This window comes from Pseudomonas sp. NPDC077186, from assembly GCF_044543505.1.
Classification (GTDB): Bacteria; Pseudomonadota; Gammaproteobacteria; order Pseudomonadales; family Pseudomonadaceae; genus Aquipseudomonas.
Window position 1 is genome coordinate 1,131,467 of sequence record NZ_JBITWE010000001.1, and the last position, 16,009, is coordinate 1,147,475.

At 67.5% G+C, this 16,009-nt stretch carries 15 protein-coding genes and 2 tRNA genes; 4 read left to right on the top strand and 13 right to left on the bottom strand.

The genetic code is table 11. The features are described 5' to 3' along the window. Nucleotides 1–38: 38 nt before the first annotated feature. Nucleotides 39–602, bottom strand: a complete 564-nt coding sequence (gene ahpC, locus ACIGKL_RS05310; protein ID WP_397485652.1) for an alkyl hydroperoxide reductase subunit C — start codon at nt 600–602, stop codon at nt 39–41. 155 nt (nt 603–757) lie between these two features. Beyond that, nucleotides 758–1,720 carry a zinc-binding dehydrogenase gene (locus ACIGKL_RS05315; protein ID WP_397485653.1) on the bottom strand — a complete coding sequence of 321 codons (963 nt, stop codon included), beginning with the start codon at nt 1,718–1,720 and terminating at the stop codon, nt 758–760. Nucleotides 1,721–1,849: 129 nt separating this feature from the next. Between ACIGKL_RS05315 and ACIGKL_RS05320 the strand changes: the two genes are divergently transcribed. After that, a complete protein-coding gene (locus ACIGKL_RS05320) occupies nt 1,850–3,931 on the top strand; it encodes a carboxy terminal-processing peptidase (protein WP_397485654.1) in 2,082 nt (693 codons plus the stop codon). Nucleotides 3,932–4,033: 102 nt separating this feature from the next. Further along, nucleotides 4,034–5,788 (top strand): bifunctional diguanylate cyclase/phosphodiesterase, encoded by a 1,755-nt coding sequence (locus tag ACIGKL_RS05325; protein WP_397485655.1) that lies wholly within the window; start codon nt 4,034–4,036, stop codon nt 5,786–5,788. Here ACIGKL_RS05325 and ACIGKL_RS05330 read toward each other — a convergent pair. The 3 genes from ACIGKL_RS05330 to ACIGKL_RS05340 are packed head-to-tail and all read right to left on the bottom strand — an operon-like array spanning nt 5,777 to nt 6,937. Beyond that, nucleotides 5,777–6,259: a sel1 repeat family protein gene (locus ACIGKL_RS05330; RefSeq protein WP_397485656.1), complete on the bottom strand. Its 483-nt coding sequence runs from the start codon at nt 6,257–6,259 to the stop codon at nt 5,777–5,779. The genes ACIGKL_RS05325 and ACIGKL_RS05330 overlap by 12 nt on opposite strands. Beyond that, on the bottom strand, nt 6,252–6,617 hold the full coding sequence (locus tag ACIGKL_RS05335; protein ID WP_122107526.1) for a hypothetical protein: 366 nt from the start codon (nt 6,615–6,617) through the stop codon (nt 6,252–6,254). Before ACIGKL_RS05335 ends, ACIGKL_RS05330 begins: the two co-directional genes overlap by 8 nt. Continuing rightward, entirely contained in the window at nt 6,614–6,937 is a 324-nt protein-coding gene (locus ACIGKL_RS05340) for a helix-turn-helix domain-containing protein (RefSeq protein WP_397485657.1), read from the bottom strand. Before ACIGKL_RS05340 ends, ACIGKL_RS05335 begins: the two co-directional genes overlap by 4 nt. A 151-nt stretch (nt 6,938–7,088) precedes the next feature. Between ACIGKL_RS05340 and ACIGKL_RS05345 the strand changes: the two genes are divergently transcribed. Then, on the top strand, nt 7,089–7,859 hold the full coding sequence (locus ACIGKL_RS05345; RefSeq protein WP_397485658.1) for a substrate-binding periplasmic protein: 771 nt from the start codon (nt 7,089–7,091) through the stop codon (nt 7,857–7,859). Here the strand turns inward: ACIGKL_RS05345 and ACIGKL_RS05350 are convergent. From ACIGKL_RS05350 to ACIGKL_RS05365, 4 genes are all read right to left on the bottom strand, one after another. Next, nucleotides 7,810–8,253: a YkvA family protein gene (locus ACIGKL_RS05350; RefSeq protein ID WP_397485659.1), complete on the bottom strand. Its 444-nt coding sequence runs from the start codon at nt 8,251–8,253 to the stop codon at nt 7,810–7,812. The two genes, ACIGKL_RS05345 and ACIGKL_RS05350, sit on opposite strands and share 50 nt — an antisense overlap. A gap of 346 nt (nt 8,254–8,599) precedes the next feature. Continuing rightward, nucleotides 8,600–9,307 carry an FKBP-type peptidyl-prolyl cis-trans isomerase gene (locus tag ACIGKL_RS05355; RefSeq protein ID WP_397485660.1) on the bottom strand — a complete coding sequence of 236 codons (708 nt, stop codon included), beginning with the start codon at nt 9,305–9,307 and terminating at the stop codon, nt 8,600–8,602. Nucleotides 9,308–9,494: 187 nt separating this feature from the next. After that, nucleotides 9,495–9,571 (bottom strand) — tRNA-Asp (locus tag ACIGKL_RS05360). Nucleotides 9,572–9,586: 15 nt separating this feature from the next. Next, nucleotides 9,587–9,662 (bottom strand) — tRNA-Val (locus ACIGKL_RS05365). Between the two features lie 286 nt (nt 9,663–9,948). On the opposite strand from ACIGKL_RS05365, the gene rdgC reads away from it, so the two are divergent. After that, nucleotides 9,949–10,869, top strand: coding sequence for a recombination-associated protein RdgC (gene rdgC, locus ACIGKL_RS05370; RefSeq protein WP_397485661.1), 921 nt, complete (start codon nt 9,949–9,951; stop codon nt 10,867–10,869). 110 nt (nt 10,870–10,979) lie between these two features. On the opposite strand, the gene ACIGKL_RS05375 is transcribed toward rdgC, so the two are convergent. The 4 genes from ACIGKL_RS05375 to edd all read right to left on the bottom strand — a co-directional run bounded on the left by ACIGKL_RS05375 (nt 10,980) and on the right by edd (nt 15,982). Next, nucleotides 10,980–12,389 (bottom strand): ATP-binding protein, encoded by a 1,410-nt coding sequence (locus tag ACIGKL_RS05375; protein ID WP_397486254.1) that lies wholly within the window; start codon nt 12,387–12,389, stop codon nt 10,980–10,982. Between the two features lie 19 nt (nt 12,390–12,408). After that, nucleotides 12,409–13,134: a response regulator gene (locus tag ACIGKL_RS05380; protein ID WP_021443528.1), complete on the bottom strand. Its 726-nt coding sequence runs from the start codon at nt 13,132–13,134 to the stop codon at nt 12,409–12,411. Nucleotides 13,135–13,205: 71 nt separating this feature from the next. Next, entirely contained in the window at nt 13,206–14,162 is a 957-nt protein-coding gene (locus ACIGKL_RS05385; protein WP_397485662.1) for a glucokinase, read from the bottom strand. Next, nucleotides 14,159–15,982, bottom strand: a complete 1,824-nt coding sequence (gene edd / locus ACIGKL_RS05390) for a phosphogluconate dehydratase (RefSeq protein WP_397485663.1) — start codon at nt 15,980–15,982, stop codon at nt 14,159–14,161. Before edd ends, ACIGKL_RS05385 begins: the two co-directional genes overlap by 4 nt. Nucleotides 15,983–16,009: the final 27 nt, after the last annotated feature.

A 16,009-nucleotide genomic window follows, 5' to 3' on the forward strand; every position in this document is an offset into this window, starting at 1 on the left:
TTCCGGCCGGTGACAGGCCGGAAAGGGAGCTGGCAGATTTAGATCTTGCCAACCAGGTCCAGCGACGGCGCCAGAGTGGCTTCGCCTTCTTTCCACTTGGCCGGGCAAACCTGACCCGGGTTAGCGGCGGTGTACTGAGCGGCCTTCAGCTTGCGCAGGGTCTCGGAGACGTCGCGAGCGATTTCGTTGGAGTGGATCTCAACGGTCTTGATCACGCCTTGCGGGTTGATCACGAAGGTGCCACGCAGCGCCAGACCTTCTTCGGCGATGTGCACGCCGAAAGCGTTGGTCAGCTGGTGAGTCGGGTCGCCGATCAGCGGGAACTGCGCCTTGCCAACGGCCGGCGAAGTTTCGTGCCAGACCTTGTGCGAGAAGTGGGTGTCGGTGGTGACGATGTAGACCTCGGCACCGGCCTTCTGGAACTCGGCGTAGTTGTTGGCAGCGTCTTCGATTTCGGTCGGGCAGTTGAAGGTGAAGGCGGCCGGCATGAAGATCAGCACGGACCACTTGCCCTGCAGGCTCTGCTCGGTGACTTCGACGAACTCGCCGGCGTGGAAAGCGTTGGCCTTGAACGGCTGTACCTGAGTGTTGATGAGGGACATCTCTGACTCCTTCTGAGGTTTCTGTGAGGGTTGAAAATTTACAGGGCGTATCTTAGCGGCCTAACGAAAAAAAGCTTATTGATTACGGCCATGATATTGATTGAATCAGCCAATCGTTGGCCGAGCCCGCGCCGGACGCGGGCTGCAGCCCTGGCTCAAACCAGGCTGGGCTCGATAAGCAGCGCGATTTTACCCGCCACCTGGTTACCGGCGAGTGTCTCGAACGCCGCTTCGCTGTCTTTGAGCGCAAAACTGCGCTCCAGTTGCGGCTTCAACCTGCCCTCGACGAACAGCGGCCAGACCTGCTGCTGCAGGTCGCGCAACAGGTCGGCCTTGAACTGGTCGTCGCGGCCCCGCAAGGTCGAGCCGATCAGCTGGATGCGCTTGCCCAGCACTTGGGCCAAATCCAGCTTGGCTTCGCGCCCGCCCATCAGGCCGATATTGATCCAGCGCCCATCGCGCGCCAGCAGTTCCAGATTGAGCGTCGCATACTGACCGCCGACCGGATCGAGAATCACATCGAAGGGGCCGAAATCGCGCAGGCCCTGCAGGTCGTCGCCGCGCAGCACCCCGCCCTGGGCGCCGAGCCCCTCGCAATAGGCCAGCCGCTCGGGCGAACCGACGCTGACCCAGCAGGGGCTGCCGAACGCCTTGCACAGCTGGATGGCTGCCGAGCCGACGCCGCTGGCGCCGGCGTGCAGCAGCACCTTCTCGCCCGGCTTCAGCGCGCCGAGCTGAAACAAGTTGAGCCAGGCCGTGGCATAGACCTCCGGCAACACCGCCGCCTCGACCAAGCTCAAGCCTTCTGGCACCGGCAGGGCGTGACGGGCATCGACCACCACTTCCTCGGCCATGCCGCCGCCGGCCAGCAGGCAGCAGACGCGGTCGCCCACCTGCCAGGCGCTACCCGGCCCCACCTCGCTGACCACCCCGGCGCATTCCAGGCCCAGCGCCTCGCTGGCGCCGGGCGGCGGCGGATAGAGACCGGCGCGCTGCAGCAGGTCGGCGCGGTTGAGACCGGCGGCGGCCACCCTGACCCGAATCTGCCCCGCGTCGCACGCCTGCGCCGGCTGTTCCAGCCACTGGGCCCGCCCTTCGACGCCTTGCAATGCCTTCATGCTGCCTCCATAGTGCAAATGAAACCGGGCCCGGCGCAGACCGCCGGGCTTCCGCCTAGCGCCAACGGAACCTGGCGCCCTCAATTACGGCCTAATATGCGTTATCACCTGCCACTACGTCGAATCAGCATGAAGCGCTCTCTCGCAAGCACCGCCCTCGCCCTCGTCCTCGGCCTCAGTGCCCTGCCGCTGGCGGCCAAGACCACCAGCGCCGCCGACTGGGACTACCTGCAGCCGGATCGCGAGCAGGTGATTGCTAGCCTCAACGTGGTGGAACTGCTCAGGCGCCACCACTACAACAAGCCGCCGCTGAACGACGAGCGTTCGCTGCAGATCTACGACAACTACCTGAAGTTGCTCGACCCGGCGCGCAGCTACTTCACCGCCGCCGATATCGCCGAGTTCAACCAGTGGCGCAACAAGTTCGACGACCTGCTGAAAAGCGGCGACCTCGAACCTGGCTTCGCCATCTACCGCCGCCACCTGGTGCGCCTGCAGGAGCGCCTGGAATTCGCCCTGGCCGAGCTGGCCAAGGGCGTCGACAAGATCGACTTCGGCGTCGACGAGAGCCTCGAAGTGGACCGCGAGAAGGCGCCCTGGGCGGCGAACCGCGCCGAGCTCGACGAGCTGTGGCGCAAGCGGGTCAAGGACGAGGTGCTGCGTCTGAAGATCGCCGGCAAGGACGGCAAGGACATCCAGGAACTGCTGACCAAGCGCTACAACAACCAGTTGGCGCGACTCAAGCAGACCCGCGGCGAGGACGTGTTCCAGGCCTATATCAATGCCTTCGCCACCACCTACGACCCGCACACCACCTACCTGTCGCCGGACAACGCGGAAAACTTCGACATCAACATGAGCCTGTCGCTGGAAGGCATCGGCGCGGTGTTGCAGAGCGACAACGAGCACGTCAAGGTGGTGCGCCTGGTGCCGGCCGGCCCGGCGGAGAAGAGCAAGCAGATCGCTCCGGCGGACAAGATAGTCGGCGTCGCCCAGGGCAACGGCGAGATGGTCGACGTGATCGGCTGGCGCCTGGACGAGGTGGTCAAGCTGATCCGCGGACCGAAGGGCTCCACCGTGCGCCTGGAGGTGATCCCGGCGAGCAACGCGCCCAGCGACCAGACCAGCAAGGTGGTCACCATCACTCGCGAGGCGGTCAAGCTCGAGGAGCAGGCGGCGAAGAAGAAGGTCCTCGAACTGGCCCACGAAGGGCGCAACTACAAGCTCGGGGTCATCGAGATCCCGGCCTTCTACCTAGACTTCAAGGCCTTCCGCGCCGGCGACCCGAACTACAAGAGCACCACCCGCGACGTCAAACGCCTGCTCAGCGAGCTGAAGGCGGAGAAGGTCGACGGCGTGGTCATCGACCTGCGCAACAACGGCGGCGGCTCGCTGCAGGAAGCCACCGAACTGACCGGCCTGTTCATCGAACAGGGCCCCACCGTGCTGGTGCGCAACGCCGACGGCCGCGTCGACGTGCTCGCCGACGAGAACACCGGCAGCTACTACACCGGCCCGCTGGCGGTGCTGGTCAACCGCCTGTCCGCCTCGGCATCGGAAATCTTCGCCGGCGCCATGCAGGACTACCACCGCGCGCTGATCCTCGGTGGCCAGACCTTCGGCAAGGGCACGGTGCAGACCATCCAGCCGCTCAATCACGGCGAACTGAAACTGACCCTGGCCAAGTTCTACCGCGTCTCCGGACAGAGCACCCAGCACCAGGGGGTGATCCCCGACATCCTCTACCCGGACGTGATGGACACCAAGGACATCGGCGAGAGCGCCCTGCCCGCCGCCTTGCCGTGGGACAGCATCCGTCCGGCGATCAAACCCGAGTTGGATCCGATCAAGCCCTTCCTCGCCGAGCTGACCACCCGGCATGACCGGCGCACCGCCAACGACCCGGACTTCGTCTTCACCCGCGACCGCCTGACCCTGGCCAAGCAGCTGATGGCCGAGACCCGCGTCAGCCTCAACGAGCACACCCGTCGTGCACGCCAGGCCGAGGTCGAGGCCAAGCAGCTGAAGCTGGAGAACAACCGTCGCCAGGCCAAGGGCGAGGAACCGCTCAAGGAACTGCAGAAGGAAGACGAGGACGCCCTGCCGCTGGAAGACGACAAGAGCACCCCGGAGGACGACGCCTACCTGGCCGAATCCGGACGCATCCTGCTCGACTATCTGGGACTCAACCCGTCACTCGCATTGCACTGAGAGCAAATCATCTAACGTCATCAAAGCGTCATCGAACTGTCGTGAAATGCGAGGGCCGGCCCAAAACCGGCCCTTTCGTTTTTTCGCCAGATCGAGACCATCATGACCGTCACCGAGCAGTTGAGCGCACTGGGGATCATCCTCGCTCACGGCGACCTCAACAGCCTGTTCCAGCCCATCGTCTCGCTGTCCGAGCAGCGCATCCTCGGCTACGAGGCGCTGACCCGCGGCCCCTCCAACAGCCCGCTGCACTCGCCGCTGACGCTGTTCGCCGTGGCCCGCCACGCCGGCCGCCTGAGCGAACTGGAGATGGCCTGCCGCAAGAGCGCCTGCCAACGCTTCAGCGCCCAGGGCCTGGAGGGCAAGCTGTTTCTCAACGTCTCGCCGGAATCCCTGCTCGATCCCAGCCACCAGCCGGGGCGCACCCTCAAGCTGCTGCAGGCCTTCGGCATTCCGCCGAGCCAGGTGGTGATCGAACTCACCGAACAGTCGCCCACCGAAGACTTCGCCCTGCTCGACAACGCCCTGCACCACTACCGCGCCATGGGCTTTTCCATCGCCCTCGACGACCTCGGCGCCGGCTACTCCAGCCTGCGCCTGTGGTCGGAGCTGCGCCCGGACTACGTGAAGATCGACCGCCACTTCATCGACGGCATCCACCTGGACACGGTCAAGCGCGAGTTCGTCGGCTCGATCCTGAAGATGGCCGAGGCCTCGCGCGCCCAGGTGATCGCCGAAGGCATCGAGCTGGCCGAGGAACTGGCGGTGCTGGCCGAGATGGGCGTCGACCTGGTGCAGGGCTACCTGCTCAGCCGCCCGCAGGAAAAGCCGCCGCGCGAAGCCCGCCAGCTGCTGCCGCGCCTGCAGGGCGGCCAGGTCGGCCTGGGCGAGGAAGGTCGCGACCTCGGCGCACTGCTCAACGAACAGCCGGCGGTCGACCAGCACACCGCCATCGCCGAGGTGCTGGAAGCCTTTCGCGCCCAGGCCAACCTCAACTCGCTGGCAGTGCTCGACGCACAGCGCCAACCGGTCGGTATCGTCCATCGCCATTCGCTCTCCGAAGCGCTGCTCAAGCCCTTCGCCACCGACCTGTTCGCGCGCAAGCCGATCAGCCGGCTGATGAGCCAGGACTTTCTCGCCGTGGAACTGGCGCAATCGCTGCAGAAGGTCAGCCGCCTGCTCACCAGCCGCGCCCGCCAGCGCATCGAGGAAGACTTCATCATCACCCAGAACGGCCGCTACCTCGGCCTGGGCCGGGTGATCGACGTGCTCAAGCTGATCACCGAACAGAAGCTGCAGCAGGCGCGCCACGCCAACCCGCTGACCCTGCTGCCGGGCAACGTGCCGATCCAGCAGTGCCTGACCCGCCTGCTGCAACAGGGGCGCACGGCGGCGATCTGCTACGTCGACATCGACAGCTTCAAGCCGTTCAACGACCTCTACGGTTACGCCAAGGGCGACGAGGTGCTGCTGTGTCTGGCGCAGTGCCTGAACGAGCGGGTCGACCCGGCGCGCGACTTCGTCGGCCATATCGGCGGCGACGACTTCCTCCTGGTGCTCGGCTCGGCCGACTGGCGCGACCGGCTCGGCCGCCTGATCGAAGATTTCCAGAGCCAGTGCCGACGCTTCTACCGCGAAGAACACCTGCAGGCCGGCTGCTTCAGCGCGCGCAACCGCCAGGGCCAGCGCCAGGAATTCGCCCTGCTGTCGCTCTCCATCGGCGTGGTACGCCTGCAGGCCGAGGATTGCCCGGAGCTGGACGCGGCGCAGCTGGCCGAACTGGCCTCGGAGGCCAAGCGCCAGGCCAAGGCGGTGCCGGGCTACAGCCTGCATATCCTCGAGCGGCTATCGGCCTGAGTCGCTCGCCTCGCCGGGCGCGGCATAGTGCGCGGCCAGCTCAGGGTCGGCCGCCAGGCCGGGCGCACCGTCGCGGTACAGGCGGTGCAGACGAGCGGCGGCCAGCGGATGGCCGGCGGCGACCGCCAACGCCCACCAGTGGGCCGCGGCCCGAGCGTCCGGAGCCTGGCGGGCATCGCCCTGCAGCGCCTGCACGCCCAACTGGTAAGCGGCCTTGCCGTCGCCGCCTTCGGCCGCCAGGCGCAGCAGGCGTAGCCCCTCCTCGCGCGCGCCGAGGCCCTGACCACGAAACAGCAGGATATGCCCGTAGAAGCTTTGCGCCGGCACGTCGCCCAGCATGGCCTGGCGCGCGTACTGCCCCTGCAGCCACTGCCAGGCCCGCGGCTGGCGCAGCAGCCAGGGCCAATGGAACAGGCGCCGGGCCAGCCAGTAGCCGAGGCCTGCACGCAACCGCCAGAGCAGCCTAGACATCCGCGGGATAATCGAACTCGAACACCCGCACCACTTCGGCGGCATGCCAGGAGGCCGCGGCGACGCCGTCGGGGGCGCCGCTGAAGCGGCCCAAACGGGTCACGCAGTCGAAGAAACCGGTACGCGGCAGGCGACTGGCGCCCTGGCTGATCACCAGGGCGCTGCGCAGCGGGCGCTCGGCGCGGGCATCCAGCGCGGCCAGATGCTCCAGCGCGGCGGTGAGGGTCTGCATGGCCGGCGTAGGCAGCTCCAGGCGCTCGATCAGCGCCCGGTAGGTCAGCAGGTGGCGCTGGCGGCGGGCGTCGTCCAGCTCGTCGAGCAGGGCCTGCCAGTGCTGGCGGCTGATGCGTACGCTCAAGACCAACCCTCCAGTTCCAGCGCCCAGGCCAGCGCGCGCAGGATGGCGGCGTCGGGCTGACGCTCGCCGCGCTCGATCATGGCCAGGTAATGCGGGCTGATGCCCACGCTGCGCGCCAGCGCCTCGGCGCTCAGGCCCTTGGCTTCGCGCAGGGCCTGCAACTGCGCCAGCGCCGGCCGCGCCCCCTGGCTCGGCCCGACCGCCTGAACCGGCTCGGCGCCGCCCTGACGCCCGGCCGCCAGCAGCAGCGCCTGATAGTCGGCCCAGGGCAGCACGGCGTACTCCGGCTCGCCGTCGCGGGCAATGATTTGCACTGTCATGAAGCTCTCCATTAAAAAACAGCGCCGTTGGAAAGCAGCACCGACGACCTCGGCACCTTCCTTGCGAGCGGCCATCTTAACAGGCGGCCGCCGCCAGGGGCGTGATCTATACTGCTTTGGCATTAGAGCCCGCTGGGCGGGGGAGTTTCTTTTGCGCAGACTCTACGCTTTGCTTTGCGGCCTGCTGGTGCTGCCCTGCAGCGCCGACAGCCTGCGCTGGGGTTATGGCCCGGCCGACGCCATGCCCTATGTCGGCGTGGAGCAGCAGCGCCTGCAGCGCGGCCTGGCCCACCGCCTCGGCCTGGAACTGGCGCTGCGCCTGGATCTGCCGGTGGAGTTCATCGAAACGCCGAACAACCGCCTGGAAACCTACCTGCAGCAGGGCCGCCTGCACCTGATCTGCAACGCCAACCCCGAGTGGGTCGGCGAGCCGCAGCGCTATCACTGGTCGCCGCCGCTGTATGAGGAGGAAGACGTGCTGCTGCAGCACCGCGACCGGCCGCCGCTGACCAGCCTGCAAAGCCTCGACGGCAAGGTGCTCGGCACCAGCCTCGGTTATGTCTACAGCGCGCCGCTGATGACAGCCTTCGCCGACCAGCGCATCCTGCGTCAGGACGTGCGCGACCTCGACACCAGCCTGCAGATGCTCGACAAGCAGCGCCTGGACGCGGTGATCGACATGCGCCGCAACCTGGCCTACAAGCTCGCCCAGCACCCGCAACTGCGCCTGGCTTTCAGCCCCTGGGTGGTGCAGCGCTATCAGGTGCATTGCGCCTACGGGCCGCACCTGCCGGTGGCGGCCGAACGCCTGGACGCGCTGCTGCTGGAGCTGCGCGACCAGGGGCGGATCGCGCAATGGCTGGAGGAGGCGCTCAGGAGCGCTGCGGACTCGCCGGCGGCGCAGGCGGCAAGCGCTCGATAAGCGCCAACTGCTCGGGCGTCTGCGCCGCCCGCCAGGCCTTGAAGGCGTCCAGCTCGCCGCGCCAGGTACGCAGCACCCAGGCCAGCACGGCCAGATCGTCGATGAAACCCAGCCCCACCAGCCAATCGGGTATGGCGTCCAGCGGGGAGAGGAAGTACAGCAAGGCGGCCACCACCATCAGCAGCGCCTGGCTGCTGATCTGCCGGTAATCGCCCTTCAGCCAGGCCAGGCACAGCGCACGCAACAGACGCAGATCCTCGCGCAGCCCGGCGAAGCGGGCACCCTGCGGCGTGCGCTTGTCGCCCAGGGCGCGGAGCAGTTCCGGCAGGCGCCCCTCGCGCAGGAAACGCGCCGCGATGGGCAGGTAACGCGCCAGTTTCCACGGAGTTTTCATCGGCCCTCCTCGTAACCCAGGCGCCGCCTGGGCTGGCTCGGCTTATCCACCGAAGCTGTGGATAAAGCTGTTAACAGACGTTCGACAAGCTTATCAAAGCCCCGCGGCATGCGGCCTGCGGACAGATCGGGCATTTTTTGTCCAGCGCACAAAAACCAATAAAATCAATCACTTGAAAATTGACTTAGCGAGCCTGCCGGTGTAACGGAGCCTTGTTGGGAACGTTTCCCATAATGTGCATAAGCGTAACACCTGCGGCCGCGCACAAGCCCCGTTGGTCGCTTTCTCGACCGTCAAAAACGGCAACGCCCCGTCGAGACGGGGCGTTGCGTCGAACTGCCGGGTGTTACTCCGCGGCAGCCTGTTCCTTGATGCCGATCAGCTCCAGGTCGAACACCAACACCGAGTTGGCCGGGATCGCCGGCGACGGGCTCTGCTCGCCGTAGGCCAGTTCGCTGGGGATGTACAGCTTGTACTTCTCGCCGACGTGCATCAGCTGCAGGCCTTCGACCCAGCCCGGAATCACCCCGCCCACCGGCAGGTCGATGGGGCTGCCGCGCGCGACCGAGCTGTCGAACACGCTGCCGTCGGTCAGCTTGCCTTCGTAGTGCACGGTCACCACGTCGGTTGCCTTGGGCTGGGCGCCGTCGGTCTTCTTCACCACTTCGTACTGCAGGCCGGATTCGGTGGTGACCACGCCTTCGCGCTTGCCATTTTCCTCGAGGAACTTCTTGCCGGCTTCGGCCGCTTCCTTGTTCAGCGCCGCCATGCGCTCTTCGGCACGGGTCTGCAGGAAGGAGAAGGCCTCGATCATGTCCTCGTCCTTGATGCGCGGCTCTTTCTTCGCCAGCGCATCCTCGATGCCCTGAGCGACGGCGTGAGAGTCCAGATCGTCCATGCCTTCCTCGGACAGGCTGCGGCCCATGTTCAGGCCGATGCCATAGGAGGCTTTCTGCGCCGGGGTCTTGAGTTCGACTTCGCTGGTTTGCGAATCGCAACCGGCGAGCACCAGGCCCACCAGGGCAACCGCCGCCGCCAAACGATGCTGTTTCATGCTTGTTCCTTGTAGATGCGCCCAAAGGCCGTCGTGTGAAAGCGCGAGCTTAGCAGTCCGCCGCGATCACTGGCTACGGCATAGGAGCCGAGCACTGCGCATAAGTTCAAGCAAACAAAGGAATTTTCTGAGATTTTCGGCGAATGCCGAAGAGGCGTCACAGGAGGGGATGGAGCGAGGAGAAGAATGGCGCAGCGGACGGGACTCGAACCCGCGACCCCCGGCGTGACAGGCCGGTATTCTAACCGACTGAACTACCGCTGCGCGTAACTGCGAGATTGGTGGGTGATGACGGGATCGAACCGCCGACCCTCTGCTTGTAAGGCAGATGCTCTCCCGGCTGAGCTAATCACCCTTCACTCTCGAAGTGGGGCGCATTCTAGAGAGCGACCGGCACCTTGGCAAGCCCCGATGCAAAAAAATTCTATCGCTCCAGCAAGAACTTAGGCGAGGCCCGGGAATTTTCCCGCTGGCCCGATGCCAGGGTTGGCCTGAGCCCGCGAGGGGAGAATAATGCGCGCTTTGCGCTGGCGGCCAGGCCGCGATCTCGCGACCACCCCCGCCCCCTTCCCGTCGCGGCGCGCCACCTGCTGCCCGAGCGCCGCCCCGCGACCATCACGCCAATGGAGAGTCACCCGCTCATGTGGTTTCGTAACCTGCTGGTCTACCGCCTCACCCAGGACATCCCCTTCGACGCCGAGGCGCTGGAAACCGCGCTGGCGAGCAAGCCGGCGCGCCCCTGCGCCAGCCAGGAGCTGACCACCTACGGTTTCAGCGCGCCCTTCGGCAAGGGCGCCGACGCGCCGCTGGTGCATGTCAGCGGCGACTTCCTGCTGATCGGCACGCGCAAGGAAGAGCGCATCCTGCCCGGCTCGGTGGTGCGCGACGCGCTGAAGGAGAAGGTCGACGAGATCGAGAACAGCCAGATGCGCAAGGTGTACAAGAAGGAGCGCGACCAGATTAAGGACGAGATCGTCCAGGCCTTCCTGCCGCGCGCCTTTATCCGCAAGTCCGGCACCTTCGCCGCCATCGCGCCGAAGCAGGGCCTGATCCTGGTCGACAGCGCCAGCGCCAAGAAAGCCGAAGACCTGCTCTCCACCCTGCGCGAGGCCATGGGTTCGCTGCCGGTGCGCCCGCTGTCGGTGAAGATCGCGCCGACCGCCACCCTCACCGACTGGCTGAAGACGCAGAAGGCCGCCGAGGGCTTCTACGTGCTCGACGAGTGCGAGCTGCGCGACACCCACGAGGACGGCGGCGTAGTGCGCTGCAAGCGCCAGGACCTGACCAGCGAGGAAATCCAGCTGCACCTGTCCACCGGCAAGCAGGTCACCCAGCTGTCGCTGGCCTGGCAGGACAAGCTGTCGTTCGTGCTCGACGACAAGCTGGTGATCAAGCGCCTGCGCTTCGAGGACATCCTCCAGGAGCAGGCCGAGCAGGACGGCGGCGAAGATGCCCTGGCCCAGCAAGACGCCAGCTTCACCCTGATGATGATGACCCTGGTGGAGTTCCTCCCCGAGCTGTTCAGCGCCCTCGGCGGCGAAGAAATTCCCCAGGGGATCTGAGCCGCGGCGTCTGTTGCTTCAGTCGCCCGCAGAAGTTTCGCTACTGAAGCGCAGCGCCACCCGAATATTGGTGCGCGCAGCGCACCCTACGGAGCCAGGGGCTCCCCAACCTACCTGGGCAGGCTCAGGGTCACCCGCAGGCCGCCCTCGCGCAGGTTGCGCAGGCTCAGTTCGCCGCCATGGCTGTGGGCGATATTGCGCGCGATGCCCAGGCCCAGGCCGTAACCCTGCTGCTGGCCGGCCAGGCGGAAATGCGGCTCGAACACCTGCTCCAGGCGCTGTTCCGGCACCCCCGGACCTTCGTCGTCGACATGCAGGACGAAGGCCTGGCCGTCGTCCTCGATCTGCAGGTGGGCGCGCTCGCCGTACTTCAGCGCGTTGTCCACCAGGTTGCCGATGCAGCGCTTGAGCGCCAGCGGCTTGCCCGGATAAGGCGCCAGCGCCCTGCCTTCGACCGTCACCCGACCGTTACCCAGGTAGGGCTCGACCACCCCGTGCAACAGGTGATTGAGGTCGACCGGCTCGATGTTCTCGTGGATGTCGGTGTCCTTGACGCACTGCAGCGCGCCCTTGACCAGCATCTCCAGCTCGTCCAGGTCGCGGCCGAACTTGGCCTGCAGCGCCTCGTCATCGAGCAGCTCGACGCGCAGGCGCAGGCGGGTGATCGGCGTGCGCAAATCGTGGGAGATGGCGCTGAACAGCTGGCTGCGCTCGTTGAGGTAACGGCCGATGCGCTCGCGCATGGCGTTGAAGGCGCGGCTGACCTCGACCACCTCGCTGCCGCCGGCCTCGGCCAGCGGCTCGACTTCGCTGCCCAGCGACATTTCCCGCGCCGCCCGCGCCAGGCGTTTGAGCGGACGGCTCTGCCAGTGCACCAGAAGGCCGATGAACAGCAGCAAAAAACTGCTGGTGAGAATGATGAACCACAGCTGCTGCGCCGGCAGGCCCTGCTGCTCCAGGCCGACATAGGGCTCGGGCAGCAAGGACGCCAGGTACAGCCATTCGCCCTCGGCGATGCGGATCTGCGTCACCAGCACCGGCGGATTCAGCGGCTCCAGGCTCAGCGCGTAGTGCGCCCAGGAACGCGGCAGCTCGTCGAGCTTCAGGCCGCTGTTGAAGATGCGCAGGTCCTCCGGGCCGACGAACTGCAGGGAAATGTCCAGGCCGCTGCCCAGGCGTTCGCGCAAAGTGGCCTCGACCGCCTCGAGCACCGCGCGCTTGCGCGGCGTCGGCGGCAGCACCTGCATCTGCAGTGGCTTGTCGTTGAGCGAGACGAAGAAGCGCGTGCCGCCCATGTTGCGCAACTGATCGAGCACCAGCGGCCGGTAGCCGATCGGCAGCGAGCGGAAGTAGCTGACGCTGGCGGCCATCGACTGCGCCAGGCTGCGCGCACTGGTGAGCAGGCCCTCCATCTGGCTGGCGCGCAACTGCGAGACCCAGATGAAACTGGACAGCGCCTGCGCCAGCAGCACCACCAGCAGGGTCAGCAGCAGCATGCGCCCGAGCAGCGAGCGCGGCACCGGCAACCAGCGCCGCCAGCTAGCCATGCTGCGCCGTCACCTGGGCCGCCAGCAGGTAGCCGCTGCCGCGCACGGTGCGGATCAGCCGCGGCGGCTTGTCGGTGTCGCGCAGGCGCTGGCGCAGGCGGCTGACCGCCATGTCGACGATGCGCTCGAGCGGCATCACCTCGCGGCCGCGGGTGGCGTTGCCGATGGTGTCGCGGTCGAGGATCTGCTGCGGGTGATCGAGAAACAGCTTGAGCAGGGCGAAGTCGGCGCCGGAGAGGATCACCTCCTCGCCGTCGGCGTGGAACAGGCGGTGGCTGACCATGTCCAGGCGCCACTGGTCGAAGGCCAGCACCTCGCCGCCCGCCACCTGACTGAACTGCGCGCGACGCAGCAGCGCCTTGATCCGCGCCTGCAGCTCGCGCGGGCTGAACGGCTTGCCCAGGTAGTCGTCGGCGCCCAGCTCCAGGCCGATCACCCGGTCGGCCTCGTCGGAGCTGGCGGTGAGCATGATGATCGGCACCAGGGCAAAGCGCTGGTGCTCGCGCACCCAGCGGCACAGGCTGAAGCCGTCCTCGTCGGGCAGCATCACGTCGAGAATCACCAGGTCGGCCGGCTCGGCGCACAGCGCCTGGCGAAAGCCGGCGCCGTCGCAGGCGGCGCGCACGGCGAAGCCGGCGCGGCTCAGGTAGGTCTGCAGCAGGTCGCGAATCTCCGCGTCGTCATCGACCAGGAGAATGGATTTTCCGGGCTGGCTCATGGTCCGCCGTCCTTATTGTCGTAGGGTGCGCCGTGCGCACCAGATCGCAGAAGCGGTGCGCACGGCGCACCCTACGCCATCGCCTGCTGCAGCGCCACGCCAGCCCCCATCAGGCCGGGGTATTCGGCGGTCACCAGCCAGGCCGGGATGCCGTCGAAATACTGGTTCATGCAGCCCTTGTCGCGCAGCGCCGCGGCGAAGCCGCTGGCCAGAAACAGCTCGGCGAAACGCGGCACCACGCCGCCGACCACATAGACCCCGCCGCGCGCGCCGAGGCTGAGCACCAGGTTGCCGGCGGCGCGACCGAGCCAGACGCTGAACTGCTCGATCACCGCGCCGGCCAGCGCATCGCCGGCCAGCGCCGCCGCCGTCACCTCGGCCGGCGAGGCCAAACGCGGCTCGGCGCCGTCCAGCTGACACAGCGCCCGGTACAGCAGCAGCAGGCCGCCGCCGCTGAGCACGTCCTCGGCGCGCACATGGCCGAGCTGGCGATACATCAGCTGCCACAGCTCGGCCTCGCGCGGCGTGGCGATCGGCAGGTCGACGTGCCCGCCCTCCCCCGGCAGCGCCTGCCAGCCGCCGCCGGCCGTGGCCAGCAGGGTGCCGACGCCGAGGCCGGTGCCGGGGCCGATCACCACGCAGGGACGGTCGGCCTGCGCCTGGCCGGGGCAGATCGGCCGGCGCTCGTCCTCGCGCAGGCGGGTCATGCCCAGGGCCATGGCGGAGAAGTCGTTGATCAGCAGCAGCTCGCGCACCTGCAAGTCGCGGCAGAAGGCGCTGCGGCTGAGGCGCCAGTGATTGTTGGTGAAGCGGAATTCGTCGCCGCCGACCGGCCCGGCGCAGGCCAGGCACACCGAGTCCACCGCGCCCAGCGGCAGCTCCAGGCCTTGCAGATAGGCCAGGATCGCCGCTTCGGGAGTTGGGTAGTCAGCTGTAGCCAGCACCCGCACGCTATCGAGCTGCTCGTCGCGCCACAGGGCGAAGCGCGCGTTGGTGCCGCCGATATCGCCTACCAGCGCCAGCTTCACGTCAGCGACTCCAGGCTGGCGGTGAAGGCGCTGGCGCCCTGCTCGGCCGTGCTGAAGTTGTGCCGCATAAAGGCGAACAGCTCGCGCCCGCAGCCCGCTGCCGGCGCCGGCGTGGCGGCCAGTTCGCGCGCCGCCAGCTCGGCCGCATCGACCTTCAGCAGCAGATCGCCGCTGTGGCCGTCGAGGCGAATGATGTCGCCGTCGCGCACCCGCGCCAGCGGGCCGCCGTCGAAAGCCTCGGGGCAGACATGGATGGCCGCCGGGATCTTGCCCGAGGCGCCGGACATGCGCCCGTCGGTGACCAGCGCCACCTTGAAGCCGCGGTCCTGCAGCACGCCGAGATAGGGGGTCATCTTGTGCAGCTCGGGCATGCCGTTGCTGCGCGGGCCCTGAAAGCGCACCACGGCGACGAAATCGCGTTCCAGCTGGCCGGCCTTGAACGCCTCGACCAGTTCCAGCTGATCCTCGAACACCAGCGCCGGCGCTTCCACCAGCTGATGCTCGGGGGCCACCGCGGAGACCTTCATCACCCCGCGGCCGAGGTTGCCCTGCATCAGGCGCAGGCCGCCCTCCGGCGAGAACGGCCGCGCCACCGGGCGCAGCACGCTCTCCTCCAGGCTCTTGCCGGGGCCGTCGCGCCAGACCAACTGGCCGTCGTCGAGGAAGGGCTCGCGGGTATAGCGCGACAGGCCGCGGCCGGCCACGGTGTTGACCTCTTCGTGCAGCAGGCCGGCGTCGAGCAGCTCGCGAATCAGCAGGGCCATGCCGCCGGCGGCCTGGAAGTGGTTGATGTCGGCCTTGCCGTTGGGATAGACGTGGGCCAGGGTCGGCACCACCTCGGAGAGCTCGGCCATGTCCTGCCAGGTCAGCAGGATGCCGGCGGCGCGGGCGATGGCCGGCATATGCAAGGTGTGGTTGGTCGAACCGCCGGTGGCGTGCAGGGCGACGATGGAATTGACCAGGCAGCGCTCGTCGACGATCTCGCCGATGGGCATGAACTGGCCGCTCTGCCTGGTCAGGCGGGTGACCTGGCGCGCCGCCTCGCGGGTCAGCGCCTCGCGCAACGGCGTGCCGGGGTTGATGAAGGAGGCGCCCGGCAGGTGCAGGCCCATCACCTCCATCAGCAGCTGGTTGGTGTTGGCGGTGCCGTAGAAGGTGCAGGTGCCCGGGCCGTGGTAGGCGGCCATCTCCGCCGCCAGCAGCTCGTCGCGGCTGGCCTTGCCCTCGGCGTAGCGCTGGCGCACGTCGGCCTTTTCCTTGTTGGACAGGCCCGAGGTCATGGGCCCGGCCGGGACGAACAGCGACGGCAGATGGCCGAAGCGCAACGCGCCCATCAGCAGGCCGGGGACGATCTTGTCGCACACGCCCAGGTACAGCGCGGCATCGAACATGTTGTGCGACAGCGCCACGGCGGTGGACATGGCGATCACCTCGCGGCTGGCGATGCCCAGCTCCATGCCCGGCTCGCCCTGGGTGACGCCGTCGCACATGGCCGGCACGCCGCCGGCGAACTGGCCCACCGAGCCGAGCTCGCGCAGGGCCTGCTTAATCTGTTCGGGGAACTGCTCGTAGGGCTGGTGCGCCGAGAGCATGTCGTTATAAGCAGAAACTATGGCCACGTTGGCCGCGTCCATCAGGCGCAGGGTCTGCTTGTCGTGGCCGCTGCAACCGGCCACGCCATGGGCGAAATTGGCGCACTGCAGCTTGCCGCGCTGCGGCCCTTCGCTGGCAGCCGCGCGGATCATCGCCAGGTAACGCTGGCGGGTGGCGCGGCTGCGCTCGATCAGGCGGTCGGTGACTTCAACAACGCGGGGATGCATGGGGTTCTCCAGGCTAGCAGCTAGCGT